The sequence below is a fragment of the Microbacterium lemovicicum genome (assembly GCF_003991875.1).
Classification (GTDB): domain Bacteria; phylum Actinomycetota; class Actinomycetes; order Actinomycetales; family Microbacteriaceae; genus Microbacterium; species Microbacterium lemovicicum.
In genome coordinates, this window is sequence record NZ_CP031423.1 from 2,397,849 (window position 1) to 2,422,950 (window position 25,102).

Here is a 25,102-nt window from a genome sequence, read left to right on the forward strand (position 1 = left end):
CCCCTAGCGGACGCAGGCCGCGCAACGAGCAGAGATACTCTTTCCGGATGTCGTCCCCATCCATGCCCCACGAAACCGTCGATGCTGCCGAGGATCGATTGCTCGACGTGATGCGCGCAAGTGACGTCGATGCGCTTGGTCAACTGCTCGCACCCGAGCTGATCTTCACGACACCCGAAGGCTCGATCATCAGCCGGGACGAAGATCTCGGAGCACATTCGTCGGGCACAACGAAGTTCGAGTCGATTGCTGAGATCAGTCGCAGCACGCTGGCCTTTGCCGGCGGCGCCCAGACCAGGTCCGTCGTAGACGTCGTTGTGATCGACCACGGCAAACGGATTGAGGCTCGGCTTCGATACGTCCGCGCATGGCAACGAATCGCCGGGCGCTGGATGGTTGTCTCCGGAAGCGCAACACTCGCACCCGCACCGAACGCCTGATCGTTCCGGTAAAGGATCCGGCTTGGGGACTGCGCTGCCTGCTTTCGCTAGTCGCGATGAATAGGCAGCAAACGATCCTCGGAGAGCTGCCTCGAGTAAGACAGCATGCCGTGAGTGATGGCCAGTCGAATGACCAGATAGATGATCAGCAAGTTCAGAACTAGCCCTAGCAGACCCACCGCGATGGTGAATACCCACGTCATCGGATCATCCAGCGGCAAGAACATGCCTCGACGCTAGCCCGCGGCATCCACGCATCCTCGCTCTACCGATGTTTCGTCGGCGATGGCGGCTATCCCGTCCGAAAGTGAAGCCATGCCCGCAAAATTTCTCGAGCATCCAACGACCGGTCGCGGATCCTTCTGCGGGCGGCTTCGCCGCGTATGGATTTCATGAGCGCTTCCCCCGCGCTTCACAGCGGCGGATCGGTGCTTTCTATGAGCGCAGCCCGCGGACGAGTGCTTCCGCGAACGCAGGATGGTGACGTGCTGTGGTGTGATCGCCGTTGACCACGATCAGGCGGCCGTGGCGCAGCGCATCCGCCAGCAGCGCTGGCCGCCCTGCTAGCGCATCGCCGTCGCCGGCGATCACCGTGACGGGCTGATCGATCTTGCTGAGCTCCATGTCATCGCGGTGCATGGCGTCCGCGACCGCGGCCAGTACGAGCGGGTCGCCGCCGCCAGCGAGCACGATCTCGCGTAGCCTCGCGCGGGCTGGGTCGACGCCGTGATCCCCGTCCGCGGCTCGGAAGGCGCGTGCGAGCTCATCGGCTTTGAAAACTCGCTGGTCCACGCCGCCGCATTCCACGACGCCCGCCCCGACCCCTCCCACGACGACGTTGCGCACCCTGCGGTCGGCTGCCGCAAGCAGCAGCACCGCAACCGCGCCCATCGAATACCCGGCGACATCCACCTCGTCGACGCCGAGCTGATCGATCAGTGCGGCCAGATCCTGTGCCATCCGGGGCTCACCGTACTGCGCGCCCCGAGGAGAATCGGACAGTCCGTGGCCTCTGGCATCCACTGTCACAACGTCGCGGCCGTCGGCGACCAGCGCAGCGACGAGCCCGGAGTCGACCCACTCGCTGACGGACTCCCCGGCGAACCCGTGCTGCAGAACGACGGGAAGACCGGCTCGCGTTCCGAATCGCCTGACAGCCAGTTCGAGCCCGTCGTCCACGCGCACATGCGTCATCTCGGACGGCAGGCGAGGTTCCGAAGAAAGCACGACCGGAAGATATCACCGCCGACCGGCATCTAGCCGCTCGAACAGACTCCGGAGCATCAGCACAACCGTGTATAGCGGGTTTGTCGATCACATGTAGAGACAGCGAACCGTTGCTGACCCAGCTCCCGCGGGCGATGCTCGATCGTGGCCACCGCTGTCCCACTAGCGGATCCCGTTGCAGGCGGAGTCTTCCGCGGACCTGCGAGAAAGGCTGGGGAACCGTGACGTCACCCACGTGAGAAGTAGCCGCTTGCGTGTCGCGCACGTCAAGGTGAACAGACGCTGCCGGTCTAGATGAGGGCGAAGGCGAGTAGGGCGGCCGCGCCGGTCGACGAACGACAGCCCCCGTGCCGCCGGTGTCATGGAATCAAAATTCCCATGATGAGACGGCACGGGGGTGGAAGCGCCCCGTCAGCTGGACCGGGTCACATTTCGGCGTCGGCGCAGCATTAGCAGCAGGCCCCCGCCCGCTAGCAGTACCGCGCCCGCGATCCCTGCGATGGCCGTCGGCGCCGTCGGTGCTCCGGTCGCGGCGAGCGCTCGGGCGGGGGTGGATGCCGCGGGCTGCGGTGTCGGCGACGTCACCGGTACGGTTGGCGCCGGCTGGATGTCCGCCAGCGGGATTACCGTGTCGGTCACCGGGTCGTACGTCGCGCCGAGATGCGCTTTGTCGCGCTCGGCCTGGGTCATCGGCCGCTGCTTCGGGTAGAACGTCCTCGGCACGTCGGTGTCGAGCATGTTCGCGGTCGCGTTCGTGAGCTCGAAGTACCGGTCGCCGTCGCGGAGGACGAACGACCCCTTCACCTGTCGCACCGTCTGCGCGTCGCTGACCCAGCCGACGCTCCACGGGTTCAGCGGGACGGTGACCTTCTGCGAGACCGACCGGCTCGTGGTTGCGCTGTGGTTGAAGCTGAATTTCAGCGTCGCCGACACCTTGGTGCCGAGGGCGGGGAAGCCGGCTTCGACGGTCACCGAATCCTCCACGCCGAATGCCACCGTCGCCGAATCCGCTGCGGTGACTGTGACGTCCGTGGCTCGCTCGGTGTCGGATGGGTTCGCGACTCCGGCCGACCCGGGCAGCGTGCCGTCACCGCCGATGGTCACCAGTTCCGCCGTGGTCATGGTGACCCCGCAGTTGCTTGCGTCGTTCTTGCATAGCCGCCCGAGCAGTTCGAATTGGCGCTGGCGGCTCTCCGCCGTTGTCGAGTCGATGGTCGTCATGACCCGACGGGCCACGGTGAACGTCGCCGAGTAGTGCTGGCGATCGCCGGCGACGGGGCCGGTGGACGTGATGTCGCAGGTGTACGCAGACACGTCGACGTGGTGCAGTGTCAGCAGCCCCTCGTTGGGGAGGGTGGGATCCTGATCAGTGATGAAGCACTCTGACGCGCCACGATAGATCGCGCCCCGGGAGTTCTGCGAGAAGCCGATGACCCATTGCTTCACCGGCGAATCGTCGATGATCTGGTACGCGAAGACCCGCTTGGCGCGGTCGAGCTCGTCTGGCTGGTCGGTCCAGCGGATGATGTCGTCGAAGTTCGACGGGTTGGCATCGTCGATGGTCGCCTGCGGCGGCGTGCTGTAGCCGGCACCGTTGTTCGTCTGCGTCACGTATTTCAGCGAGATTGAGCGGCCCTGCGTGTTCTTCGCCGTCGTGATGATGCCCGATGTGCGGACATAGGGGTTGATCGCGATCGAGAAGGTCGCCTTCGCGATGGCGACGCCGCCTTCGACGGGGCCGGATGCGGCATCCGCCTCGCAGCGGAACGGACCATCTGAGAGGGCGGCGCCGTCGCGACCCTGCTTGATGGTGCATGATGCGGTCTGACCAAGCCCCCGGTTCACCGTGAGCGACGTCGACAGCGACGCGTAGTACCCCGTCGGTTGACCCAGCGTCAGGATCGGGTAGTCGACGACGGTGGAGACGCCGGTTTGCTGTCCGCCGTTGAATTGGTAGGTGCCCCAGGTACGGAAGACATCGTCCGCGGATGCGGAAAGGGCGGGCGGCGCCGAGGTCCGCCATGCCTGACTGGCCACCGTGCCCTGACCGAGCGTCACCATGTCGAGTCGGAGATTGACGTCGATGCGGCCGCGGTACTCGCCGATCGTCGGCCACTCGACGTCGTCGGCGGCCGCTGCGACGTCATCCGACGCCGCCTCCTCGAGCGGTGCGGCTTCCATGGCCGGCGTGGCTGCCGCATCGTCCGACGACTGATCGGTCTCCTCAGTCGGCTCGGCTTCGTCGACTGGCATGGCGTCTGCCGCCGGCTCCTCGGTCGCACCGTCCGACGGGTCGCTCGGTGTCGAATCCGGCGCGGTGTCGGATGCTGCGGCCTGTTCCCGCGACGGCTCGGCCGCGATCGCGGCGGGTGCCGCGATCCCCAGCTGCACCGCCAGAACGATGACGGCCGTGGCTCCCAGAATGCCTGCGCGTCTTTGCATGAGTACCGTTCCTCGTCTCATCGGCGCATCGGCATGGACGCGCCTAGGTGTCCTTCGATGCTCGCGAACCGGACCCGCCCATCCCATAGACCTAAGTCGCCGATCTGCGACACGCGCACGGCGCGAGGAGATTCAGGTCTATGTCGGACGGGCCACGGTATCCGTCATCGTTGCGGGATTCGGTCGCCGGCGCTCGACCGAACCTGGCCTGTGTCCATCGGATGCCGCGGAAACCGGACTCGTTGTCACTGTCGCTCTCCATGGCGGTGAAGCTGACCTCGATCCGAATCATCTGGAACCGATATGGGCTGATGTCGACACAGAGCGGTCCGGCGCCGACGAGTGGTCGCCAGGACCAACCCAAGCGATATCGTCCCGCACGACGATCGTCTCGTGGACTCGGTCAGACGCAGCATGATGGCTGCATGAGCGTCGATGATCGGACTCCACGGACAATCAGCGCCGCCGTGCTCAAGATCGTGAATGACTTCGATCCCTACGGGCTCGAACCAGGCTCAGCCGATGGCGCCCCCGCGGACGAGTACAGCCCAGAGTCGACTGCGATGGCGCGCCACCTGATCGACAACGGCAAGATCACTCGCTCGGACATCGACTCGGTCTGGCTTCGCTGGTTCGGCGAGCCACTCAGCACAATGGACGGGATCCGCTTTGACCAATTCGTGTGTGACCTAAACGCAGTAATCGGTAGCGTGCCCTAGAACGATCCCTCAGCGGGCTGCTCGTCTGTTGGCCGTTAGCCTCGCTACGAACCGTATGGACGACAACAGCGGACCGACTTCAGTCGCGTCACGAATCGCGTACGTGAGGGTCCTTGTCAGCGGGTGGAAGCCAATTGGATTCGCGCCGCTGCGAGCGCTGATTCCCGTAAGACCTGCCTGTTGAGGAATCCCGCAGAGGTACCTCAAACGGACAGGCGAGGCTTCGGACCTGACGCTGTTTCGGCCGTGATCCACGACCTCATCGAGCGAGGTTGGTCGGTATGCCGGAGTGACGGCCTCAGAGGAGATGGCGCGAGTGTGGGAAACGACGGTGTTTCGGCGACGGGGGAAAGACGTTTAACGCCGGAATTGCGCGTGACGCCTTTTCTGAAAGAGCGGCGTAACCCACTGTTAATGAGTCGTCCTCGACGCGCCCCCCATTTCTTGTTCATTTCCATTGCCACGGAGGCTCCTCTTGTCCGAACTTCATAATGCGCCCGCACGTTCCCATCATCGCTCCAAAGCCATCCTTGCCATCGCCGCGGGAACTGCTCTGCTGATCGGCGGTACCGGCACGTACGCCCTGTGGTCCACGTCCGAGACGCTGACCGCTGGACCGATCGAAACGGGCGATCTCGACCTCGCTCTCGGCACCGGCGTGTGGAGCCTGGACGGATTGGTCACCGCGCCGGCCACAGTGGCCGACCCGGCGGCGGTGCGGATCGTTCCCGGCGACGTGCTGACGCTGACCCAGCCGCTGGATGTCACTCTCGTCGGCGACACCATCGCGGCCGACCTGTCGGTAGTCGTGAACGAAATCGTGCCGCCTGCTCTCGCGTCATACATCACCGTCGACTTCGCGTCTGCCGATCTCGGTGCGGCGACCGGACCAAACGCGTTCCGGATCACTCCGGCCGACGCGGGCACCATAGCGACGACGGTGACGTTGACTTTCTCCCAGACGACGCCGGACCGTGTGGCCACCAACACCACTGTCGACTTGACGGCGATCGCGTTCCAGCTGAACCAGGCCGCCAGCTGAAACTTCGTCTTCGAGCGGGAATCGTTCTCGGGGTGGCCCTCGCGCTTGTCGCGGGTGCCACCGCCGCGACCGCTCTCTTCTCTGTCCGCGTTCCCCTGTCGGTAGCGGCGACGGCCACAGGAGACCTCGCCGTGTCCGCGCAGTGGCAGCAGCCGACGCCGTCGTGGGGGTCGCTGTATCCCGGTTCGGTGACACCCGATAGCGTGCTCAATGTCACAGCGACCGGCGCCGGTCAGACTCTTCGCTGGAACCTCGAGGTGTCTGTGAGCGTGGCTGCGGATTTCGCGCCGCATGTGAGCACCCAGCTGTGGGCGGGCGCGTGCGGTGCCGGCACCTCGATCACCGCGACCGGGTACGCTCCAGCGGGCGGACTTGCCCTGGGCCAGACCGTTCCCGTCTGCATGCGACTCACGCTTTCTCCCACCGCGCCCGCGACACTCAGCGGCAAATCGCTCAACGCCACCATCACCGTCCACGCGAACCAGCGAGGATCCTGAGGCATGTCAGACGCCCGCAATCGTCGAGCGCGGACTTTCCTGGCCGCGGCACTCGTTGGCGCGCTCATCGTGACAGCCCCCTCGACCGCGTCGGCGTTGTGGAGCGCATCAGCCACGGCGCCGTCCATACCCGCGCAAGGCGGGGCCCTCGCCCAGCCCGCCGTCAGCTGCCAGACCCTCACCACCGGCGGAAGTCACGCCCACCTCACCTGGCCGGCTGTGGCCGGAGCAACGGGGTACACCATCGCCTACCGGACGGCGACGAGCGCCCCGACCGGATCGACCGCCATCGCCGCCGGCGCAAACCCCAGCTATGACGTCCGCGGCAATCTCCTCAGCAATCTGGTGGTGCTGCTGGGCACCCTCCTCGCCGGCGGCAGCGTCTACGTCACTGTAACGGCGACCAATGGCACCTGGACGTCGCCCGTCAGCACCGGCACCCCTGTGGCATTATCGAGCGTCCTCGGAGGGCTTCTCGGCGGCATCCGATGCTCGTAGGCGATGAACCCGACGCACCCTTGAGAAGGCACCGCAGAATCCGCCGAAAGCGCGGTCCACGATTGTGGGCGGTGACGTCCACCGTCCTGCTCATCGCACTCAGTGTGTTCGCCTTCTTCGCCATCGTCGTGCCGTTCGTGCTCGGCGCGCAGACGTATACGGTGCTGACAGGCAGCATGCGCCCGACCATGCCGCCCGGGACCCTCATCGGGACGAAGCCGACCGATATCGAGCACGTGAAGATCGGCGACATCATCACCTACCAGATCGAATCAGGGGATCCCGCCGTCATCACGCACCGTGTGATCTCCCTGGCCCGATCCGGCGACGGTGAGACGATCCTGCACACGCAGGGTGACGACAACAGCGTCGCCGACGAGAACCCGGTCATCGGCGAGCAAGTACGAGGAGTCGTGGTCTACTCCGTCCCTTACCTGGGGTACCCGGCGTCACTGGTCACGGGCGAGACGAGATCCTTGTTCGTGATCGTCCTCGGTTTAGCCGTGATCGCCTACGGTGCACAGAGCCTTCTGCGAGACCTGCTCAGGAGCCTCCGCTCGAGAAGGCCCAGGAGCGTCGATCGCAACGCCGAGGCCTAGGGAAACGTCGGGGCGTGAGACACGGGTTCCCCATCGCTGGGGTTGCAGCGACCGAGACCGTTGGGCTCGTATCCCGCCTTCGGTCGACCCAGGTCGTCATCGAAGAGGTCGTCGTAGCTCGGGATGGTTGCCGAGCAACGGTGCGCCTAGCTGAGTCCGAGCGATTCCCTGCACTCAGCCATGCCGTGCAGGTCGATGTCATCTCGACGGCGTCTCATCCAGTCCTGCCGGGTCAGTCTCCAGCGTTGCATCAAGCCTGGTTCTCCTCGCCGGGTCGCCCAGCCGACGCCGTTCTCCTCGTACCCGACCGACCGGGAAACACCGTTCGAGCCGGAATTGTCCAGGAAGGCTTCGGTGGTCGCTTCCGTGGCGCCCACCCCTTCGAACGCGAAATGCAGAATCGCCTGGCGCATCTCCGTTCCCACCCCTTGCCGGCGCATATCGCTGGAGAGCCACGAGAACGAGGCGACGGTGCCATACGTGCCGAACTGGTCTCCGATCAGGTCCTGCATACCTACAGCTCGCCCGTCCACCAGGACCACGAAGTGCACACGCCAGAAGTCCGAAGTGACCGACCCTCGACCACGCCACACCCCTTGCAGCCACTTCCGAACTCGTACGTCCGGGTCAGCTTCGTAGAGCGACATCGGATCGTCATAGGGAGCAGGGTCAGCGGTCGCCTTCCCCTCCCACACCACGTGTTGGAGCTCTCCGAGCAGGTCATCCGTGGCACCCGCCAACTCGATCCTCGGCGTCGTCACCCGAACCCTGAGCGGAGCGTAATTCAGCATCGTTCGACGTTAGCGCTCTCCCGCTGCCGCCATCGGCGGGCCGGCGACTCTTCACCCTGAGGAGAAATGCGGCTTAGATGAGCGCATGCGTGCGACCGCTCCCGCGAGGCATCCGGTGTTCGTCCGGGTGTACCGCCGATCGCTGCTCGCCGGTGTGGTGGTGGTGGCGCTGCTCGGTGGTCTGCTGGCTCTCAACGAGGGGCGCATCGTCGGTGACCTGGAGGAGCGCGGCGGGATCACGGCGTTCTACGACATCCCATCCGGCGCGCTGACCGGCCCGACGGGGTCGATCGTCAAGAGCGAGCCGCTCCTCGGTGTGCCGATGGACACACGCGCGTGGCGGATCATGTACCGCTCGACCGATGTGAACGGCGCGCCTGTGGTCGCCACCGGCGTGGTGGTGACGCCGCGGGGGTCCGCGCCGGCCGGCGGACGCACGGTCGCGTCCTGGGGGCACCCGACGACAGGGTCCGCCACGGCGTGCGCACCCTCGCTCGGCACCGATCCCTACCTCGGGATCGAGGGGATGCGGGTGCTCCTGGACCGCGGCTACACGGTCGTCGCGACCGACTACACCGGGATGGGCGCAATCGGCCCCGACTCGTACCTGATCGGCGTGACAGAAGGGCACAACGTGCTCGATGCGGTGCGCGCGGCCCGTGCGATCCCCGAGGCCGAGGCGGGGTCCGATGTCATTCTGTGGGGTCACTCGCAGGGAGGGCAGGCGGTGCTGTTCGCCGCTGAGCTGGCCGCCGCATACTCCCCCGATCTCACTGTGAAGGCCGTCGCCACCGCCGCACCGGCCGCAGACCTGTCCGCCCTGATGAAGACACACCTGAACGACATATCCGGCGTAACCATCGGCTCCTACGCCTTCACCGCGTTCTCGGAGGTCTACGCCGACCGCGGGGCGGATCTCTCCGGCATCCTCACGACCGCAGCCGTCGCGATCCAGCCGCAGATGAACGAGCTCTGCCTGCTCACCCACATCGATCAGCTGCACACGATCGCCGCGCCCGTCGTCGGGTCGTTCGTGACCACCGATCCGACGACCACGGAGCCGTGGGCCACACTGCTGAAGGAGAACTCCGCCGGAAGCGCCTCCTTCGCCGCTCCGCTGCTGGTCGTGCAAGGACTGAAGGACGAACTGGTGCGTCCGGCCGACACGGAGGGCTACGTCGCCCTCGCACGATCCCTCGGCATCGACGTCACCTACCGCACCGTGGCCGCTGCCACCCACGGCACCATCGCCTACCTCGGACTCGCCGACCTCGTCGCCTTCCTCGACCGCGTCGGCGTGTGACTCCAGCCCATGCGACACCCTCGGCTACCAGAGGTCAATAGCGGTGGTCGTGAAGACGGTGCACCCGGTCACATCGCCCACGGTGAAGTGCGTCACCCTGTGGTCTTGTTCGCTGTCGCCCCGTGCCATCTCCAGCAGGGCAGTGTGCGCGGGCGGCCTCCTGAATCAGTGACCGGATGCCCCTGCCGGCGTTCTTGCAACCGCTACGGCTCGGGCAGTGGGCGCAGGCCGGTGTTGGCGCTGGCGCTTTCAGCGAGTGCGCGCAACCACACGGGATTGATCGGACCGTCGAATCGGCTGTCGAAGCTGAAGTAGAGGGACGACGCCTTGGAGATCCAGATGGTCCCGTGGATTCCGCGGCCGGGGATGGCATCATCGCCGTGGACGGATGGTTCGTCGTCCCAGGTGAAGCTGAAGCTCTCATCGCGACGCAGTTTCGTGACGATGACAGCGCGTAGGTGCTGAAGCATCCGGTCGTCGATGTTGATCGCTGGTGCGACGCCGTAAATCAGGTGGCCCATCGACGCACTCCGATCTCCGCATACCGAGATGGAATCCGACGTTCGATCGAGGCGTCTCGCGCCGAGTCGTTTCGAAGCGCCGTTCCGCGTGGCGGAGGATGCGTCCCGCGTCGTTGACTGAACGGTGACAGCAGCAGTTCTCGTGTTTCGGCCACGGCGGCTCGCTTCTGTTGGTGTCGGCGTCGGGGGTCCGCTGCGACACTGGGCTGATAGCGTCGCACGCTTCAGCCCGCTTATGTCGTTTTGCGGTGAGAAAGACGTTGACGGTCGGAACGGTGCCCACGCGCCCATGAGTTCTCTCGACCGATCGCAATCGGGCTCGCCTCATCGGACAGGGCAGAGCTTTTTGCTCTGTGATCGGGAACCGGGCATGCGGTTCTCGCTCAGCCGCACCACTCCGCAGCCGGGGGTCGGGTTGCGCGTGAACCCGAGTTGCACCTGCCGCAGCGTCATGTGGTCTGCTCGAAGCACGCCCCGTCCCCGCCCGAGAGGTTCACCATGCATCCGTTCCCGACCCCGCCCCGACAGGTCTTGATCGGCGACGCGGCGGCGTTCGTCGGCGTCACTCCCCGGGCGATACGCCACTACCACCAGGTCGGCCTGATTCCCGAGCGCGAACGTGGCAGCGACGGCCGCCGCCGGTACGGATACGAGGAGGTGATGTGGCTGCTCTGGATCCGCCGTATGGCCGACGCCGGGATCATGCTCGACGACATCCGGGATGCCTTCGACGGCGCCGCACCGGGTGATGAGCGCGGCGGAGAGGAGGTCGCGGACGTCCTCGCACGGCTGGAGGACACCCTCGCTGCTCAGGAGACCGAACTGCGGCGCAAGCGGGAATCGGTGAAGCGCATGCGGGCCCTCGGCGGACGGTTGGGACTGTTGGACGATCTCGTCTCACGCCGCCTCGAGGGCGCACCCGAAGGCTCCCTGCGCCAAGACGATCTGAACGTCCTGCTTGTCACTGAACGGATCTTCGGACCATTGGGCGCCGCCATTCAGGCCGGCCGCTTCCTCGCCCTGGCCGCTGATCCGGCGCTGCGAGCGAGGTCGGACCGTGTCGACGCCGCGGAGGAGGCTCTTGACGACACGGTGGCCGTCGACGACCCCCGGGTGGAGCGTGTCGCGGCCGAGCGGCACGCTTTCGAGACTGCGCTGATGCGCGTCATCGAAGAGTCCGGTCAGCGGGAAGAGGACGACGCTCTCTTCGACGCATGGGACGAGCTGCACCCGCCCGAGGCCGGCGGACCGGCGGACGTCTCAGGATCAGCGGTGGCATCTCGCACCCGGAGGGCTGCGGAGACCATCCGGAGCATGCCCTACGACTACTCCCCCGCGCGCCTGCGATGCATCGAACTGGCGGCGCGACTCGGCGCTCCCGCGGAGGCAGGGTGATCGGCCCCCCTCTGTGAAGAGGATCCGTGATGCTTCCTTCGTCAGCCATCCAAGGCAGTTCGCACGTCGACCCAAACCGTCGCGAGAACGTCCTCGAGCGCAGCATCCTGGGCGGAGGCCAGCCACCGGTCGAGGGCCAGCTCGAAACACGTGACGGCGACCGCCGCGAGAGCGTGCGCCTGACGCCCGTCGACACCGCGGTCCGTCAGGGACACCTCGATGGCGGCTCCCAGGTGATGACTCCTCAGGAGGTCGCGCTCCTGCAGGGCGGGTTCGCTGCGGATGATGGCCTGCCGACGCGCGACCTGTTCCCGCCACCCCTGGATACCGCGGCACGCTTCGGCAAGCCCCATCCGCACGGTTGCCACGGGGGAACTGCCCGATGGCACGGTCTGCAGGAAGTCGCTCACCGCCTCGGGGAACTCTCTCTCCCGCAGGAAGAGCGCATCGCGCTTGTCTGCGAAGTGGCGGAAGAACGTGCGAGTCGTCAGCCCTGCCTTCGCCGCGATCTGCGGGACGGTCGTGTCAGCGAAACCCTGACCCTCGAAGAGGTCTATCGCTGCTGCTTCGAGGCGCAGCGCGGCGTCAGGGGACCATCTGGGCATAGTCCATGATGACACGTCGTGCCGTCAAAGGTATGGTGATGGCACGACGTGTCATGGATGGAGCTTCTGATGGTGGCCAACACTGCAGCGTGGATCGATGCCCCCTACGCCGATCTCTCGGTCCGCGAGGCGCCGATGCCGACGGCGGGCCGCGGGCAGGTGGTGGTCGAGGTGAGGGCGCTGGCGGTGAATGCGCTGGACGCGATCATCCAGTCGAATGGTCGAGTGATGTACGGGTGGCTGAGCTACCCCGTGGTGCTCGGAGAGGACATTGCCGGGGTCGTCGTCGAGGTGGGCGCCGACGTCTCGGGTTTCTCGGTGGGCGACCGCGTCATGTCCTATGCGATGGGACTGGAGAAGGGTCGGGACGCTGTGGCAGGAAGCGGCTTCCAGGCCTTCGTGGCGGTGGACGCAGGAGTGACATCGCTGCTGCCCGTCGCAGTCGCATTCGAGGATGCGGCGGTGATGCCGCTCGCGGTGACCACCGCGGCGGCCGGCCTGTTCGAACAGAAACAGCTGGGCTTGGACTACGCCGGGCTGGGCCGTGCCGAACCTCGGGACGAGATCGTGGTCATCTGGGGCGGAGCGACGTCTGTCGGCGGGAACGCCATCCAGCTCGCCCGCGCGGCCGGATACCGTGTGATGACGACAGCCTCGGCCCATAACCACGACCGGATGCGGAGCCTGGGCGCAGAAGCGGTCTTCGACTACCACGACCGCGACGTCGTCGAACAGGTCGTCACCGCGGTCGCCGGTTCCGCCGTCGCCGGGATCCTCGCCATCGCCGTCGGCTCAGGAATGCCGAGCGTCAGAGTCGCGAGGGCAACGGGCGCGAGAAGGGTCGCCATGGCCAGTCCGCCGGTGTCGTTCTACGACCAGCCGCGCCGTGCGGGGTTCTCCTTCCAACGCCTATCTCTCTTTCTGAAGCTGGGATCCCGGTCGGCGCTGCTGCAAGCACACAGCCTCGCCAGCAGGGTTCGCGCGTCATTCATCTGGGGCAGCGCCATCGCCGCCTCGCCGGTCGGGGCAGCCATCTGGCGCTCCTACCTGCCCGAAGCCCTCGCCGCCGGCACTCACCAGCTCTACCCTGACGCTCATATCGTCGCAGGCGGTCTGCCCGCCATACAGGGCGCTCTCGACACCGTCCGTGACGGCATCTCCTCCACGAAGCTGGTCGTGACGCTGGCCGGCGAAGACCAGCGACCGTGACCGCCGCACTGCCTAGACCGGCGCGGGTCTACGATCGCACCGTGCCCACACAGTTCACCACTGTCGCCGAGTTCGTCGACGGCCAGCCGGCCGAGAAGCGGGCAGGAGTCACGTGGCTCCGCGAACTGGTGTTCGAGGCCGAGCCGGACGTCACCGAGACCATCAAGTGGAACTCGCCGAACTACGCAGTGAACGGCGTCGACAGGCTGACCGTCCACACGGCCGGCAGAGGGCCGGTGCGGCTCATCCTGCATTTCGGCACCAGCCGTGCGGAGCACAAGGGCGCAGTCCCGCTCTTTACGGAGGACCCCGACCGACTTCTGACCTGGCACTCCGACATCCGAGCGAGCCTGCCCGTTCCCCCCGTCGATGAGCTTCCAGGAAAGCGAGACGCGCTGATGTCGGTCGTACGTGCGTGGCTCCGCAGCTCCTAGACGAAGCTCCGCAGAGGACCTCGACCCGATCTCAGAGTGTGAGTTCCACGCGTTCGACGAATTTGCGCTGCCAGGGAGTCTCCACGGCACGCGCCGAATAGTTCTGGCGCACCCACTCCACGGCGCCCTCGCGAGGTACGCCGGCAAGGCGCGCGAGGATCGCGATGGCTGTGCCCGTGCGGCCCACCCCGCCACCACAGCAGATCTCGACCTTCATGGTCGTTGCACGTTCATGTGCTTCTCGAAGCGCCTGAACCGCCTCCTCGTGAGAGGTCGGGAGGAGGAAGTCCGGCCAGCGCACCCGCATCGCCTCCCATCCGGGCGCGATCAGCGGGAACGACGTGAGGTAGACCCCGAAGTCGGGGACCTCCTCCCCCTTCGGACGTGGTCCGCGAAGTGCGCGTCCGCGCACCGATCGACCGTCCGGAAGCCGAACCACTCCCTTCAGGTCAGCGTCCCAGACATCCATCCGTCGATTCTCTCGCCATCGGCTGACGCCGACGAAGACATCACCGCCGCTCACGTGGGCGATGTCGCCGGCGGCACCGTGCCGATCGACGACCCGCTGAGCCGCTCCGCCGAGCGACCGGGCCGAGTCGGCATCACGCCGAGCCGCTTCGCTGAGCAGAGTTGATGACCTGCCCGTTGTGCGGCAGGGTTCCTTCGAAGGTGATCCGCACCGCCCGAGCGCGGTCGATGTCACGGTCGTCGACGGCTTGCAGGTGGACGTGCGGCTCGGTGCTGTTGCCGGAGTTGCCGAGAGCGGCGTACCGTGACTCGGCACCCGATCGGCGGGGCTGTTCTGCACGAGCCAGCGCCCCGCGAACGGGTACTCCAGGTCGACGGATGTCACGTCGCTCCCCCTCGCCGATCAGACCGCGACGCCCGCGGGGCTACGCGTCATCACCTTCGTCGGGCAGCGAGGCGAGTGCCTCCTCGATGTCGGCCGCCCAGGAGTCGGGTCGGTGCTTGCCGGCCAGCTCCAGCGCCGAAACGAGATCCCGGCGGGCGCTGACGTGGTCGCCGACGCCGAGGTGGGCGAAGCCTCGATGCCGGTGCCCTCTGGCTCTGCTGCTCACGTCACCCGGGTCGGCGGATTCCACGACCCGGATCAGCGCGGATGCCTCCACGATCGCGTCCTCATACCGCTTCAGCACGAGCAGCGTCCGGGCGGTGATCCCCATGGCGTTCAGCTTGGTGATGTGACGGTAATGCTCTGACATCACCGTCGTCGGAGACTGCGTGACCTCGATGATCCTCCGCAGTTCGCCGAGTGCGGCATCCGGATCCTGTGTCAGGAGCACCAGCGCGAGCGTCCCGCGTGCCGTCACCTCGCCTTCCGAGTGCCCCAGCTCCACGCTCAGCGCGAGCGCTCGCTCGGAGGCCTCTCGAGCGAGGTCCAGCTCGCCGAGGTGGTACGCGCTGAAGCCGATGCTCGCGTGCGTCTCCGCCATGAGTGCGGCGTTCCCAGACGGGTGCACGATCTCGAGTGCTCGCCGCGCCGCGCCGAGGGCGGCGTGGAAGTCGAACGTCTCATGCTGATGCATGTGCGCGAGATCGATCAATGCGCGCGCTTCCGCCTCCGCATTCCCGACAGCCGCGGCAGCCGACGCCGCGAGCGCGAAGAACTCGTGCCAACGTCCCCACGCATGCCAGAGGTCGCCGAAGTGCTGGATGCGAGCGGTGGCCGCGACGATCTCCTCGTGCCGTCCGTCTGCGGCAGTCCACTGGTACGCCGCGAACCAGGAGTCGGCCTCGGCCATCAGCCAGTCGCGGGCCTCGGACGACGTCGTGAAGCCGTCGCCAGGACGCGCAGCGAGCCTCTCGCCCTCCGTCATCGGTGCGAACATCATCCCCGCATCGCCGGCCGTCGCGAGAAGCCAGCGGTCCGCACGGCATCGTCGCGTGGCGATCACGTCCGGCGGCACGTCCGCATGGAGCCGACCCCGCGCGTAGATGCGGAGCAGATCGTGAAGCCGGTAGCGGTGTCCCCGCAACGGTTCGACGAGCCCGAGATCGACGAGCTCCTCCAGTGCGTCCGTCGCGGAGTCGTCGTCGATATCGGATGCCGCCGCTGCGTGCGATGCGGTGAACGAGGACCCCCGCAGCAGCGACAGCGTGCGGAACATCTCCTGCATCGGAAGGCTCAGGCTGTCGTACGACGCGGCGAACGCGGGAGCGACCGCGAGGTCACCCGCGACGAGACTGCCGACGCGCCGGTCCTCGGACCGCAGCCTCCGCGCGAAGTCTTCGACGCTCCACCCCGGGCGTGACGCGATCCGACTGGCCGCTACGCGCAGCGCCAGCGGCAGGTGTCCGCACAGCGACGCCAGTTCGTGGAGGCTGCCCTCCTGTCGTTGGTCGAGCGGGATCGTCTCGTCGAGGAAACGGACACTGTCCGCGGTGGACAATGCGCTGAGGGAGATGTGCCGGGCGCCCTCCAGTCCAGCGAGAGTGCGCCGGGACGTGACCAGGACGACGGATCCGCCTGCGCTCTCCAGCACGGCTCGCACCTGCGCTTCCGAAGTCGCGTCATCGAGGATCACCACCACGCCGCCGTCCGCCGTGACCTCCGCCCACACCGCCTGCGCCTGCTCGGTCGTCCGGACGTCGTCGGCGGATCGCCCGATCTGCCGCAGCAGCGTCTGCAGCACCTGAAGCGGGTTGGGACGAGCACCACCGAGGCCGCCGAGGTCGGCGAAGAGTCTTCGACGACCTCCCGCTCCGGCCCGGTGGACCGCCTCGACGACCACGGTGGTCTTTCCCACCCCGGGAGCGCCGCTGACGACCACCGTCGGTGTGCCGACCGAACGATCCTGGGAGTCGATGATCAGCGCGGCGAGAGCCTCCACCTCGGCTTCACGTCCGCTGAAGTCCACGAGTCGGCGAGGTTCCCGCTCGGCCTGCTCCGGATTCGCTCCGGTGAACCACCTGCCGGTCCGAGCAGCGGTCAGGAACTCCGCGCGCGACCGCGGGTCGAGCGAGAGGCCCGCCGCCAGTGCTTCGACTGTGCTGCGGCGGGGGCCCACGCTCACGCCGCGCTCGATGTCGCTGATGGCGCGACCACTCACTCCGGTGCGCTCAGCAAGGGCCTCCAACGTCAGATCACCGGCCAGCCGATGGGCGCGCAGGAGGTCGCCGATATGGGTGCGTCCTGCCATTGAGGCCTCCCGGCGCTCTCTCCCGCGATTGCGCTTCCTCCGGCCTCGACGGTGGTCCGGTCACCACATCGGCGAGCGCCGTTGACGCCCAGGGTCGCGGGCCTGGCGGCAGTGTACAAGTCGCATGTGTCCGGCAGTCGCTCAGCGCGAAGACGAGACCCGCAGCTGCCCGCCGTCAGCCGCGCAGCGAGGCGCGCGCAGTCGGTCTCTGCGACAGGCTGGTGTCCATGACTCCTCAGCCGCTCCAGCTCCGCTTGATCATCGAGACCGACGACTTCGACGAGGCCGTCCGGTTCTACCGCGACGTGCTGGGGATGCCCGAGCAACCCGCGTTCGCCACCACGGGGGACGATCGGGTGTCGATCCTGCACGCGGGCGTCGCGACGATCGAACTCGCCACGCCCACGCACGCTCGCGCGATCGATGCGATGGAGGACGCGCCGACGACGGACGGGCCGACGCTGCGCATCGCTCTCGAAGTGGCCGACACCGAGCACGCGGTCGCCGTTTCGGAGGAGACGGGAGCTGAGGTTCTGGCGCGTCCGATCGAGACGCCGTTCCGGACGATCAACGCCCGCGTCCAGGGCCCGGCGGGTTGGCAGGTCACCTTCTTCCAGGAACTGGAGACGCTGCAGCAGCGGCAGAGCCGCACGGGCTTCGACACCGACGACCGGCGCGCCCGCTGAGGTACGGCATACGGCCTGTCGTCGCGAAGAAGACGGGGCTGCGTCCCCAGCGGTCAGCCGCTCAGCGCCATCGCCGAGAAACGCTGATCCGTCGCCTCGAGCACGCGCAGGATGTTCCCTCCGGCCAGGGCGCGCAGGTCGGCGTCGTTCCACCCACGCCGCCGCAGCTCTTCAGCGAGCACCGGGTATCGCGACACGTCTCGCAGGTCCGGCGGGAGCACGGGTGTTCCGTCGTAATCGCCGCCGAGGCCGATGTGAGCGGAACCTGCGACATCGCGGGCGTGGTCGACGTGGTCGGCCACATCCGCCACGGTGACGAGGGGCGGCTCACCGGACGATCCGCCCGCCAGCCACTCGGCGTAGGGCACCGACACGAACTGCGGCACGAACGTGATCATGACCACGCCGCCGTTGTCCGCCAGACGTGCCAGCACATCGTCGGGCACGTTGCGCGGGTGGTCGGCGACCGCGGCCGTCGAGGAGTGGCTGAAGATGACCGGCTGCGTTGCGACGTCGAGCGCGTCGCGCATCGTCGCCGGTGAGGTGTGGGAGAGGTCCACGAGGATGCCGATCCGCTCCATCTCGGCGACGATCTCGCGTCCGCGGTCGGTGAGCCCCCTGTGCGGGTGGGATCCCGTCGCTGAGTCGGCCCACGGGGTGTCGTCGTTGTGGGTGAGGGTCATGTACCGGACGCCGAGTCGCGCGAAGTTTCGGAGGACGGCGAGATCGTCGCCGATCGAGTGTCCTCCCTCGGCTCCCAGCAGCGACGCGATGCGGCCGGAGTCGACGGCCGCGCGAATCTCGGCCGCGGTGCGGGCAAGGGCGAGATCGCTGCGGAACCGGTCGACCATCCGATGCACGAGATCGATCTGCTGCAGCGTCGCTCCCACGGGATCCTCGACGTCCGTCGGCACGAAGACCGACCAGAACTGCCCGACCACTCCGCCGGCGCGCAGCTTCGGCAGGTCGGTGTGCAGCGAGCCGACCTCCGCGTCGATGCCCTCCAGTCCCGAGTCGTGCGACTCCCGGCGCTCCCACGGCAGATCGTTGTGCCCGTCGATGACAGGGAACGCGGCATCCTCGATCGACATGGTCCGAGCGTACGCCGCGCGGTGTGATCGCTGATGCGGACGGTCGGTCGCCGCCCGGACCGCCAGCAGTCAATCGGCGTGAGGCGCACCCAGGTGCGACACCACAGCGTCGACCACGGCGCGCGGCTGCTCGCGTTGGATGAAGTGGCCGACACCGTCGAGTTCGATCAGCGTCCGCTCGCCGTCGAAGAGATGCCCGTTCGCGCGGGCGGGCGCCAGCGTCTCGCATCCGTCCGCCGTGCCGATGAGGAACGTCGCGGGCACGCGGATCCGAGGCCACGCGTCCAGGCGCGCCTGCGTCTCCGCGTAGACCGGGGCTCCGTCGGCCGCGCCGGCGCCGTGCCGGTAGTAGTGCACGACGTCGTCGGCGAACTCCTCCGTGTCGGTCGCGGTGAGGATCGCCTCGAGGTCGCTGTCCGTCAGCTCCACCGACGGCGACCAGTGCCGCCATGCCCACCGTGTCAGAGCCGCCGGGTCGGCGCGGAACGCGGCGGCCCCGCGGTCGGTGCAGAGCCAGTAGCGGTACCAGGCGACGGAGGCGTCGGCCAGCGACTGCTCGGCCGTGAGTCCGCGACCATCGCCGTAGGCGGTCGAGAGGGTGACGAGCCCGCGGAAAAGCTCCGGCTCGAGCGCGGCGGCCGCATGCGCCGCACGAGCTCCCCAGTCGTGTCCGACGAGCACGACGTCGCGAACGTCGAGCGCGTGGAGGAGCTCCAGCACGTCGGATGCCAGAGCGGCGACCTGACCGGATCGAGCGCGCTGATCGAGGGTCTTGCTCGACCCGACGCCGCGCAGAGAGGGACGGATGATGCGGAGCCCCGGCGGCAGCATCCCGATGACGGCATCCCAGGTCGCCGGGATGTCGGGATACCCGTGCAGGAGGACGACGACGGGCCCGTCGGACGGTCCCTCGTCGCGATAGTCGATCTGCACCATATCCCCGGTGTGCAGATGGCTGACAGGACCCGCGTCGCTCGACATACGCCCAGCCTGTCCAAAGCCCGCGACATCGCACAGCGCAGGACGGTCAGCCTCCATCGGAATCCTGCCCTTCGTCGTGACGGATCGGCGGATCCGCCCCGCGGTAGGTCGGCTTCACCCCATGTCGCCGGACCACACCGCGGTTGCGCCGCTGTGACCGATGAGGACCGCATCCACCGTGGTCCCGCCGGCGACGACGACCGCCGCGACCAGCAGGGTGACGGGCACCCATCGCAGGTTCGCGCGCCTCGACGCGCGCGCGTCGTCGGATGAGGCTCGCGCGCGACGCTCGCGGAGGTTCCACCAGAGGAGCGCGGCCGCGACGACGAGCAGTCCGACCGTCCACGGAAGCAGTCCGTCCGCGAGCTCGGAGTGGGCGTCGATCAGCGCATTCTCGCCGACGCGAGCCTCCAGCCGCTCCCCCGACTCCTTCGAGATGGGCACGAGCGCGACGGCGACCAGCGCCGTGCCTGCGGTGAGGTAGGCGCCCCATCGACGGAACCGAGGCCAGGCTGCGGTGAGGAGGACCAGGAGAGCGGCGAGCGGCACGATCACCTCGGTCGCGTGAACGACGAGAGGGTGCAGCGGGAGTCCGAAGAAGGTGTCGAACATGAGTGGTCCTCCGTGAGCGCGGGCGGGCGAAGGCCAGTATGCGCCTTCACGCCTGCACCGACTGTCCCGCGCACGGAAAGGGGCCGACTCATGCGCAGGCGCCGGATTTCTGCTGAGTCGCGTCCTCGACCCGGGTGAGTGTCGCCTTGCTGGCGCGCGGCGCCGAGCAGTGCTTACATCGGCCTCATGACAGACGACGCGAGGGGGATGTCGTTTCCGGTCGAGCCTCACAACAGTGACCTGACGGGGCGGCTGAATTGGCTCCGCGCCGGAGTCCTCGGCGCGAATGACGGCATCGTGTCGGTCGCCGCTCTCGTGGTCGGCGTGGCGGGTGCGACCACGGCCACACCCGCGCTGCTCACCGCCGGTGTCGCCGGTCTCGTCGGCGGCGCGATCTCGATGGCGCTCGGCGAGTACGTCTCCGTGAGCAGCCAGAGCGACAGTCAACGAGCGCTCATCGCGAAGGAGAGGATCGAGCTGGCCGAGGATCCAGAGGGAGAACTCGATGAACTCACCGGCCTTTGGGAAGCGCGCGGACTGACACCTTCCACCGCGCGGCTCGTGGCCACAGAGCTGACGTCGAAGGATCCCCTCGCCGCCCATCTCGACGCCGAGCTCGGCCTCAGCGAGGACAGCGTCGCGAGCCCACTCGCCGCGGCAGGCGCGTCTGCACTCGCCTTCACCCTGGGCGCCGTTCTGCCGTTGCTGGCCATCCTGCTTCCCCCGCCCGAGCTCCGCGTTCCGGTGACCTTCGCGGTCGTCCTGCTCGCCCTCGCGCTCACCGGCTGGATCAGCGCCCGCATCGGCGGCAGCCCCGTCCGACGCCCGATCCTGCGCATCGTCGGCGGAGGAGCACTCGCACTCCTGGCCACCTTCGCCATCGGCGCGCTTCTGGGCACATCCGGGATCGTGTAGGCACCGGGCATCGTCGCGCGACGACAGAGGAGGCTCAGACGTGCACGAAGCCCGATCAGCTCCGATGCAGTGCCTCGGCGAACATCACGATGATGTCGCTCGGTCCGCGGAGATACGTGAGCTTGTAGGCGTCTTCGTATGTCGCGACACCGCGCAGCGGGAAGCATCCGTGACGAGCGGCCACGGCCAGCGCCTCGTCGATGTCGTCGACGGCGAAGGCGACCCGGTGCATGCCGATCTCGTGGGGTCGGATCGGCTCCCTCTCGATCGCATCGGGATGAAGGTACTCGAAGAGCTCCAGTTCGCCCCCGCCGCCCGGTGGCCGGAGGACGGCGATCTTCGCGTGGTTGCCGTCGAGACCCACAGCGGTGTCGGCCCACCGGCCGCTGACGGTGTCGCGCCCACCGACCTCCAGTCCGAGATCGGTGAAGAACGACACGGCCGCCTCGATGTCGCGGACCGCGATCCCGACATTCGCGATGCTGATGGTCATGCTCGGCATGCTAGCGAGCTGTGCCGCCGGGAGAGATCTGCGCGGATGACCGAGCTCGGAGCCGGCCGTCCGACCCTGCTTCTACACTTCACCCATGGCGTCCGCTGACTCGCTCCTCCCCCTGCCCTCCGCCGAAGAGACGGAGACCCGTTTCGTCGCCCGCAGCGGCGCGATCGTCACGCTGCGCCTGATGGACTCCGACCTCTGGGAGGTGAAGCTCGACACCCGCGGCGACTACACCGCGACGCTGCACCGGAGTGCGGACGGCACATTCGAGCTGCGGCCGGTCCGTGGCGTCCACGCCGTCGGAGACACGGGTGTCACCGCTCAGGAGCTCTACGACCGCTTCTGAGCGATAACTCTCGACAGCGACCCATCCCTCGGTCGATCCTGGTCGTGGACAGGAACGGGAGTCGACTCGGCACCATCGAGCAGCCCGCGCACAACGACGACGACGAAGGAGTCGCGATGAGGACGCTCAGGTACTCGATCAACGTCACGCTCGACGGCTGCTGCCACCACGAGGCCGGGCTCCCGCCGGACGAGGAGTCGATGAACTTCTGGACCGACGAGATGGCGCACGCGGACGCGCTGATCTTCGGCCGCACCACGTACGAGATGATGCGGTCCGCATGGCGTCGGCCGGCCGACGGGGTCTGGCCGGAGTGGATGGATGCCGCGGCGGTCGCCTTCGCGGAGGCGATCGACGACGCCCGCAAGCACGTGGTGTCGAGCACGCTGCACGAGGTCGACTGGAACGCAGGGCTGCTCGGCGGTGACCTCCGCGAGAGCGTGCAGCGGCTCAAGGATCAGCCGGGCGGGCGACTCTGGGTCGGCGGCGTGACCCTTCCCACCGCGCTGGCCCGCCTCGGGCTGATCGACGAGTACGAATTCCTCGTGCACCCGGTGCTCGCCGGACACGGTCCGACGCTTCTCTCCGGTCTCGGCGAGCGCGTGCGGCTCGAGCTCGTGGACAGACGGGAGTTCCGCTCGGGCGTGACGGCCGCGCTGTACCGCCCCGCGCCGGCCAGGCTCTGAGGCCGGATCAGGCGGGGTGCGAGGCCAGGAGCTTCGACATGGCGATCATCGCTCCCCCGATGACCGCGGGGATGCCGCCGCCCGGGTGCACCGAGGCGCCCACGCGCCAGAGCCACGGCGCGCGCAGATCGCGGTAGCCCGGCCGGTGGAGGGGACCGCTCATCCAGAGCGGACGTGCCGCACCGTAGAGGGCGCCGTGCGGTTCGCCGAACGAGCCGAAATAATGCGGATCGAGCACCGTGCTGCCGACCGTGGCGTCGGTCAGCGGCGCGTCGAAGCCCATCGTGGTCGAGATGCGCTCCACCTCGCGGCGCACGAACGGATGCTCGAGCGTGTAGTCGCCACCGTCGGCGGGAGCGGTCAGGAGGATGCCGAGCGTGCTCCGCTTGTTCGGGTAGATCTCACCCGGCCGGTAGTGGTTGACGAACGCCATCGTGTCGGCCGGCTCATCGCCCGCGTCGAGACTGCGATGCAGCGCGGCCGGCTTCGTCGGCAGGATCACGCTGTGCGCAGCGATGCGCTCGGGCAGCGGGTCGCGCAGCACGCCGTAGATCGCGACGGCCGAGCATGAGAGCGTGTGCGAGCCGCGCGCGCGGTGGCCCCGCAGCTCCTCCAGACGGTCGGCATCGAGCGAGCTGACCACGAGATCGGCGGCGTACGAGGAGTGGGTCGTCGTCACCCGACCGCGCTCGATCCGCGTGACGGCCTCCCCCGTGCGCACGTCGGCACCCGCAGCATCCGCCAGTCTCGCGAGAGCGAGCGCGACCTCGTAGACGCCGCCGCGCGGCACCCAGGCGCCGGTCTCGGCCATGATCGCCGGCATGCTCGCGTACAGCGCAGGCGTGCGCGAAGGCGAGACGCCCGCGTTGAGCGTGTGGATGGCGATGATCTCGCGCAGGCCGTCGGGCAGCCAGTCGAGGCTGTCGAGGTAGGCGCGGGTGGTCAGTCGCGGACCGTAGACGGCGAGCAGCCGGCGCAGCGCGGGCAGGGACGAGCGGTCGAGCGGATCAGCGATCAGCAGCCTCGTGACGTCGTCGGCGAGGGGCGCGTGCAGGTCGCTGAAGCGGCGCCACGCCGGATACCAGGGGTGGTCGGCGGGCACGGGCAGCGAGACCGTCTCGCCGTCGTAGTAGTAGCGACCCACCTCGGGCAGGCGCTCCAGCTCGATGGCGCCGACATCCGAGATCTGACGACCACCGGTGTCGAGGCGGCGCAGCAGCTCGTCCCAGACACCCGGGAACGTCACCAGCGACGGACCGGTGTCGATCCGCTCGCCGTCGATCTCGATGCGCCGGCTCTTGCCTCCGACGGTGGGAGCCGACTCGAGGACGGTCACCTGGTGCTCGGCACGGGCGAGGAGAGCGGATGCTGCAAGCCCGCCGAGCCCCGCTCCGATGACGACGATACGACTCACGACATGACTCCTCGTGTGCAGCGGGCGGACCCGATCACGGATACATCCCGAGGAACATCGCGGCGAGCAGGAGGCCGCTCGCCACGGAGCCCGCGATGTACGGGAAGGCGACGGACACGGGGTACAGGCGCCGTCCGGTCTCCGGCACCGGACGGCGCAGCAGCTGCACGACCAGGAAGCCCGCGATGGCGATGTTCACGATGGCGACGGGCACGCTCACGAGGGCGAAGAGCGCGGTCGACACCAGCCACCAGCTTCCGCTCCAGATCGCGGTGCCGCGCGGTCCGAGCCGCACCGCGGTCGTGGTGATGCCCGACGCGCGATCCTCCTCGATGTCCTGCACCGCGTCGTACGCGTGCTTGGCCACACTCCACGCCATGAGACCGATGACGGCCGGCCACACCGGGTCGGCCCGGAGCGCGACGGGAAGGATGAGCAGCGGCAGCGCGTACGCCGCGTTGCTCAGCGAATCGAGGAAGGGGCGCCGTTTGAACTGCAGCGGCGGAGCCGAGTAGAACACGAAGACCAGCGTGTAGAGCAGGATCACCGCGACCGCCAGCGGCGGCAGGGCGATGACGAAGTAGGCGAGGAAGGGGAGGTTCGTGATCGCGACAGCCCATGCGATGAGTCGCACCTCGGTCGGCTCGATCAGCGCGCCCTCGATGGAGCCCTTGCGCGAGTTCAGCGCGTCGGTGTCCTGGTCGAAGATGTCGTTCACGCCGTAGATCAGCAGGTTGAACGGCAGGGTCAGCCACACGAGGATCGGCAGCGCCTGCAGGTCGAACAGCTGGCCGGTCAGCCACATCCCCACGACACCGGTGCCGATGGCGTTGATCCAGAGCACCGGCCGGGAGATGTGCACGAGCCGCGACACGGTCGACCACGGGGTGCGCGTTCGGGGTGTCGCCCCTGCGCGATCAGCGATGGCGACACCCGATCGACGGCCGCTCCGGCGGGACGGTGTGATCGTCGATGTCGTTGCTCCTCGG

28 protein-coding genes are annotated in these 25,102 nt (G+C 67.9%); 14 read left to right on the forward strand and 14 right to left on the reverse strand.

The genetic code is table 11. The features are described from left to right. The first annotated feature begins 47 nt into the window (after positions 1-47). A complete protein-coding gene (locus tag CVS47_RS11270; protein WP_127096166.1) occupies positions 48-440 on the forward strand; it encodes a nuclear transport factor 2 family protein in 393 nt (130 codons plus the stop codon). Positions 441-487: 47 nt separating this feature from the next. On the opposite strand, the gene CVS47_RS11275 is transcribed toward CVS47_RS11270, so the two are convergent. The 3 genes from CVS47_RS11275 to CVS47_RS11285 form a co-directional block, all read right to left on the reverse strand. After that, complete coding sequence (locus CVS47_RS11275) at positions 488-667, reverse strand: hypothetical protein (protein WP_127096167.1); 180 nt, start codon at positions 665-667, stop codon at positions 488-490. Between the two features lie 208 nt (positions 668-875). Next, entirely contained in the window at positions 876-1,667 is a 792-nt protein-coding gene (locus tag CVS47_RS11280; RefSeq protein WP_127096168.1) for an alpha/beta fold hydrolase, read from the reverse strand. A gap of 411 nt (positions 1,668-2,078) precedes the next feature. After that, entirely contained in the window at positions 2,079-4,109 is a 2,031-nt protein-coding gene (locus CVS47_RS11285; RefSeq protein WP_127096169.1) for a hypothetical protein, read from the reverse strand. Between the two features lie 425 nt (positions 4,110-4,534). On the opposite strand from CVS47_RS11285, the gene CVS47_RS11290 reads away from it, so the two are divergent. The 5 genes from CVS47_RS11290 to CVS47_RS11310 all read left to right on the forward strand — a co-directional run bounded on the left by CVS47_RS11290 (position 4,535) and on the right by CVS47_RS11310 (position 7,464). Then, positions 4,535-4,828, forward strand: a complete 294-nt coding sequence (locus CVS47_RS11290; RefSeq protein ID WP_127096170.1) for a hypothetical protein — start codon at positions 4,535-4,537, stop codon at positions 4,826-4,828. A gap of 475 nt (positions 4,829-5,303) precedes the next feature. Beyond that, on the forward strand, positions 5,304-5,870 hold the full coding sequence (locus tag CVS47_RS11295) for an alternate-type signal peptide domain-containing protein (protein WP_164734639.1): 567 nt from the start codon (positions 5,304-5,306) through the stop codon (positions 5,868-5,870). 32 nt (positions 5,871-5,902) lie between these two features. Continuing rightward, on the forward strand, positions 5,903-6,367 hold the full coding sequence (locus CVS47_RS11300) for a hypothetical protein (protein ID WP_127096172.1): 465 nt from the start codon (positions 5,903-5,905) through the stop codon (positions 6,365-6,367). Positions 6,368-6,436: 69 nt separating this feature from the next. Beyond that, positions 6,437-6,865 carry a hypothetical protein gene (locus CVS47_RS11305; RefSeq protein WP_164734640.1) on the forward strand — a complete coding sequence of 143 codons (429 nt, stop codon included), beginning with the start codon at positions 6,437-6,439 and terminating at the stop codon, positions 6,863-6,865. A 71-nt stretch (positions 6,866-6,936) separates the two neighbouring features. Next, the gene (locus CVS47_RS11310; RefSeq protein ID WP_164734641.1) at positions 6,937-7,464 is read left to right on the forward strand and encodes a signal peptidase I; all 528 of its coding nucleotides are present in this window, start codon (positions 6,937-6,939) and stop codon (positions 7,462-7,464) included. Between the two features lie 146 nt (positions 7,465-7,610). Here the strand turns inward: CVS47_RS11310 and CVS47_RS11315 are convergent, their stop codons facing one another. After that, positions 7,611-8,255 (reverse strand): GNAT family N-acetyltransferase, encoded by a 645-nt coding sequence (locus tag CVS47_RS11315; protein ID WP_127096175.1) that lies wholly within the window; start codon positions 8,253-8,255, stop codon positions 7,611-7,613. Between the two features lie 85 nt (positions 8,256-8,340). On the opposite strand from CVS47_RS11315, the gene CVS47_RS11320 reads away from it, so the two are divergent. Continuing rightward, on the forward strand, positions 8,341-9,558 hold the full coding sequence (locus CVS47_RS11320) for an alpha/beta fold hydrolase (protein WP_127096176.1): 1,218 nt from the start codon (positions 8,341-8,343) through the stop codon (positions 9,556-9,558). 203 nt (positions 9,559-9,761) lie between these two features. Here CVS47_RS11320 and CVS47_RS11325 read toward each other — a convergent pair whose 3' ends face one another. Beyond that, complete coding sequence (locus CVS47_RS11325) at positions 9,762-10,079, reverse strand: DUF7882 family protein (protein ID WP_127096177.1); 318 nt, start codon at positions 10,077-10,079, stop codon at positions 9,762-9,764. 498 nt (positions 10,080-10,577) lie between these two features. On the opposite strand from CVS47_RS11325, the gene CVS47_RS11330 reads away from it, so the two are divergent. Next, on the forward strand, positions 10,578-11,474 hold the full coding sequence (locus CVS47_RS11330; protein WP_127096178.1) for a helix-turn-helix domain-containing protein: 897 nt from the start codon (positions 10,578-10,580) through the stop codon (positions 11,472-11,474). Positions 11,475-11,515: 41 nt separating this feature from the next. On the opposite strand, the gene CVS47_RS11335 is transcribed toward CVS47_RS11330, so the two are convergent. Further along, the gene (locus CVS47_RS11335) at positions 11,516-12,079 is read right to left on the reverse strand and encodes a TetR/AcrR family transcriptional regulator (protein ID WP_127096179.1); all 564 of its coding nucleotides are present in this window, start codon (positions 12,077-12,079) and stop codon (positions 11,516-11,518) included. A gap of 57 nt (positions 12,080-12,136) precedes the next feature. Here CVS47_RS11335 and CVS47_RS11340 point away from each other — a divergent pair, with 57 nt between their 5' ends. Both CVS47_RS11340 and CVS47_RS11345 read left to right on the forward strand, forming a co-directional pair. Beyond that, positions 12,137-13,288: a zinc-binding alcohol dehydrogenase family protein gene (locus CVS47_RS11340; protein WP_241240127.1), complete on the forward strand. Its 1,152-nt coding sequence runs from the start codon at positions 12,137-12,139 to the stop codon at positions 13,286-13,288. A 41-nt stretch (positions 13,289-13,329) separates the two neighbouring features. After that, the gene (locus tag CVS47_RS11345; RefSeq protein ID WP_164734642.1) at positions 13,330-13,722 is read left to right on the forward strand and encodes a DUF1801 domain-containing protein; all 393 of its coding nucleotides are present in this window, start codon (positions 13,330-13,332) and stop codon (positions 13,720-13,722) included. Positions 13,723-13,753: 31 nt separating this feature from the next. Here the strand turns inward: CVS47_RS11345 and CVS47_RS16945 are convergent, their stop codons facing one another. Both CVS47_RS16945 and CVS47_RS11355 read right to left on the reverse strand, forming a co-directional pair. Further along, complete coding sequence (locus CVS47_RS16945; RefSeq protein WP_241240128.1) at positions 13,754-14,575, reverse strand: protein-tyrosine phosphatase family protein; 822 nt, start codon at positions 14,573-14,575, stop codon at positions 13,754-13,756. Positions 14,576-14,615: 40 nt separating this feature from the next. Further along, on the reverse strand, positions 14,616-16,883 hold the full coding sequence (locus tag CVS47_RS11355; RefSeq protein ID WP_127096181.1) for a helix-turn-helix domain-containing protein: 2,268 nt from the start codon (positions 16,881-16,883) through the stop codon (positions 14,616-14,618). A 227-nt stretch (positions 16,884-17,110) separates the two neighbouring features. On the opposite strand from CVS47_RS11355, the gene CVS47_RS11360 reads away from it, so the two are divergent. Then, positions 17,111-17,569 carry a VOC family protein gene (locus CVS47_RS11360; protein ID WP_164734643.1) on the forward strand — a complete coding sequence of 153 codons (459 nt, stop codon included), beginning with the start codon at positions 17,111-17,113 and terminating at the stop codon, positions 17,567-17,569. Between the two features lie 53 nt (positions 17,570-17,622). Here CVS47_RS11360 and CVS47_RS11365 read toward each other — a convergent pair whose 3' ends face one another. The 3 genes from CVS47_RS11365 to CVS47_RS11375 all read right to left on the reverse strand — a co-directional run bounded on the left by CVS47_RS11365 (position 17,623) and on the right by CVS47_RS11375 (position 20,253). Further along, on the reverse strand, positions 17,623-18,660 hold the full coding sequence (locus CVS47_RS11365; RefSeq protein ID WP_127096182.1) for a dipeptidase: 1,038 nt from the start codon (positions 18,658-18,660) through the stop codon (positions 17,623-17,625). A gap of 69 nt (positions 18,661-18,729) precedes the next feature. Continuing rightward, on the reverse strand, positions 18,730-19,596 hold the full coding sequence (locus CVS47_RS11370; RefSeq protein ID WP_164734644.1) for an alpha/beta fold hydrolase: 867 nt from the start codon (positions 19,594-19,596) through the stop codon (positions 18,730-18,732). A 159-nt stretch (positions 19,597-19,755) separates the two neighbouring features. Next, positions 19,756-20,253 (reverse strand): DUF2231 domain-containing protein, encoded by a 498-nt coding sequence (locus tag CVS47_RS11375; RefSeq protein WP_127096184.1) that lies wholly within the window; start codon positions 20,251-20,253, stop codon positions 19,756-19,758. A gap of 207 nt (positions 20,254-20,460) precedes the next feature. Between CVS47_RS11375 and CVS47_RS11380 the strand changes: the two genes are divergently transcribed. Further along, entirely contained in the window at positions 20,461-21,168 is a 708-nt protein-coding gene (locus CVS47_RS11380; RefSeq protein ID WP_127096185.1) for a VIT1/CCC1 transporter family protein, read from the forward strand. Between the two features lie 55 nt (positions 21,169-21,223). Here CVS47_RS11380 and CVS47_RS11385 read toward each other — a convergent pair whose 3' ends face one another. Further along, entirely contained in the window at positions 21,224-21,661 is a 438-nt protein-coding gene (locus CVS47_RS11385; protein ID WP_127096186.1) for a VOC family protein, read from the reverse strand. A 94-nt stretch (positions 21,662-21,755) separates the two neighbouring features. Between CVS47_RS11385 and CVS47_RS11390 the strand changes: the two genes are divergently transcribed. Next, on the forward strand, positions 21,756-22,013 hold the full coding sequence (locus tag CVS47_RS11390) for a hypothetical protein (protein ID WP_127096187.1): 258 nt from the start codon (positions 21,756-21,758) through the stop codon (positions 22,011-22,013). Positions 22,014-22,129: 116 nt separating this feature from the next. Then, positions 22,130-22,699, forward strand: a complete 570-nt coding sequence (locus CVS47_RS11395; RefSeq protein WP_127096188.1) for a dihydrofolate reductase family protein — start codon at positions 22,130-22,132, stop codon at positions 22,697-22,699. A 7-nt stretch (positions 22,700-22,706) separates the two neighbouring features. On the opposite strand, the gene CVS47_RS11400 is transcribed toward CVS47_RS11395, so the two are convergent. Further along, positions 22,707-24,113 carry a phytoene desaturase family protein gene (locus CVS47_RS11400; RefSeq protein ID WP_127096189.1) on the reverse strand — a complete coding sequence of 469 codons (1,407 nt, stop codon included), beginning with the start codon at positions 24,111-24,113 and terminating at the stop codon, positions 22,707-22,709. Positions 24,114-24,147: 34 nt separating this feature from the next. Next, a complete protein-coding gene (locus CVS47_RS11405) occupies positions 24,148-24,987 on the reverse strand; it encodes a UbiA family prenyltransferase (RefSeq protein ID WP_277600934.1) in 840 nt (279 codons plus the stop codon). Positions 24,988-25,102 lie beyond the last annotated feature (115 nt).

What these genes read in the sequence shown, in the direction of transcription:
- CVS47_RS11395 (WP_127096188.1), top strand. Translation starts at nt 22,130, where the DNA reads ATGAGGACGCTCAGGTACTCGATCAACGTCACGCTCGACGGCTGCTGC.
- CVS47_RS11335 (WP_127096179.1), bottom strand. Translation starts at nt 12,079, where the DNA reads ATGCCCAGATGGTCCCCTGACGCCGCGCTGCGCCTCGAAGCAGCAGCG.
- CVS47_RS11290 (WP_127096170.1), top strand. Translation starts at nt 4,535, where the DNA reads ATGAGCGTCGATGATCGGACTCCACGGACAATCAGCGCCGCCGTGCTC.
- CVS47_RS11360 (WP_164734643.1), top strand. Translation starts at nt 17,111, where the DNA reads ATGACTCCTCAGCCGCTCCAGCTCCGCTTGATCATCGAGACCGACGAC.
- CVS47_RS11275 (WP_127096167.1), bottom strand. Translation starts at nt 667, where the DNA reads ATGTTCTTGCCGCTGGATGATCCGATGACGTGGGTATTCACCATCGCG.
- CVS47_RS11380 (WP_127096185.1), top strand. Translation starts at nt 20,461, where the DNA reads ATGTCGTTTCCGGTCGAGCCTCACAACAGTGACCTGACGGGGCGGCTG.
- CVS47_RS11390 (WP_127096187.1), top strand. Translation starts at nt 21,756, where the DNA reads ATGGCGTCCGCTGACTCGCTCCTCCCCCTGCCCTCCGCCGAAGAGACG.
- CVS47_RS11320 (WP_127096176.1), top strand. Translation starts at nt 8,341, where the DNA reads ATGCGTGCGACCGCTCCCGCGAGGCATCCGGTGTTCGTCCGGGTGTAC.
- CVS47_RS11365 (WP_127096182.1), bottom strand. Translation starts at nt 18,660, where the DNA reads ATGTCGATCGAGGATGCCGCGTTCCCTGTCATCGACGGGCACAACGAT.
- CVS47_RS11285 (WP_127096169.1), bottom strand. Translation starts at nt 4,109, where the DNA reads ATGCAAAGACGCGCAGGCATTCTGGGAGCCACGGCCGTCATCGTTCTG.
- CVS47_RS11325 (WP_127096177.1), bottom strand. Translation starts at nt 10,079, where the DNA reads ATGGGCCACCTGATTTACGGCGTCGCACCAGCGATCAACATCGACGAC.
- CVS47_RS11385 (WP_127096186.1), bottom strand. Translation starts at nt 21,661, where the DNA reads ATGACCATCAGCATCGCGAATGTCGGGATCGCGGTCCGCGACATCGAG.
- CVS47_RS11355 (WP_127096181.1), bottom strand. Translation starts at nt 16,883, where the DNA reads ATGGCAGGACGCACCCATATCGGCGACCTCCTGCGCGCCCATCGGCTG.
- CVS47_RS11375 (WP_127096184.1), bottom strand. Translation starts at nt 20,253, where the DNA reads ATGTTCGACACCTTCTTCGGACTCCCGCTGCACCCTCTCGTCGTTCAC.
- CVS47_RS11340 (WP_241240127.1), top strand. Translation starts at nt 12,137, where the DNA reads ATGGAGCTTCTGATGGTGGCCAACACTGCAGCGTGGATCGATGCCCCC.
- CVS47_RS11315 (WP_127096175.1), bottom strand. Translation starts at nt 8,255, where the DNA reads ATGCTGAATTACGCTCCGCTCAGGGTTCGGGTGACGACGCCGAGGATC.
- CVS47_RS11270 (WP_127096166.1), top strand. Translation starts at nt 48, where the DNA reads ATGTCGTCCCCATCCATGCCCCACGAAACCGTCGATGCTGCCGAGGAT.
- CVS47_RS11330 (WP_127096178.1), top strand. Translation starts at nt 10,578, where the DNA reads ATGCATCCGTTCCCGACCCCGCCCCGACAGGTCTTGATCGGCGACGCG.
- CVS47_RS11370 (WP_164734644.1), bottom strand. Translation starts at nt 19,596, where the DNA reads ATGGTGCAGATCGACTATCGCGACGAGGGACCGTCCGACGGGCCCGTC.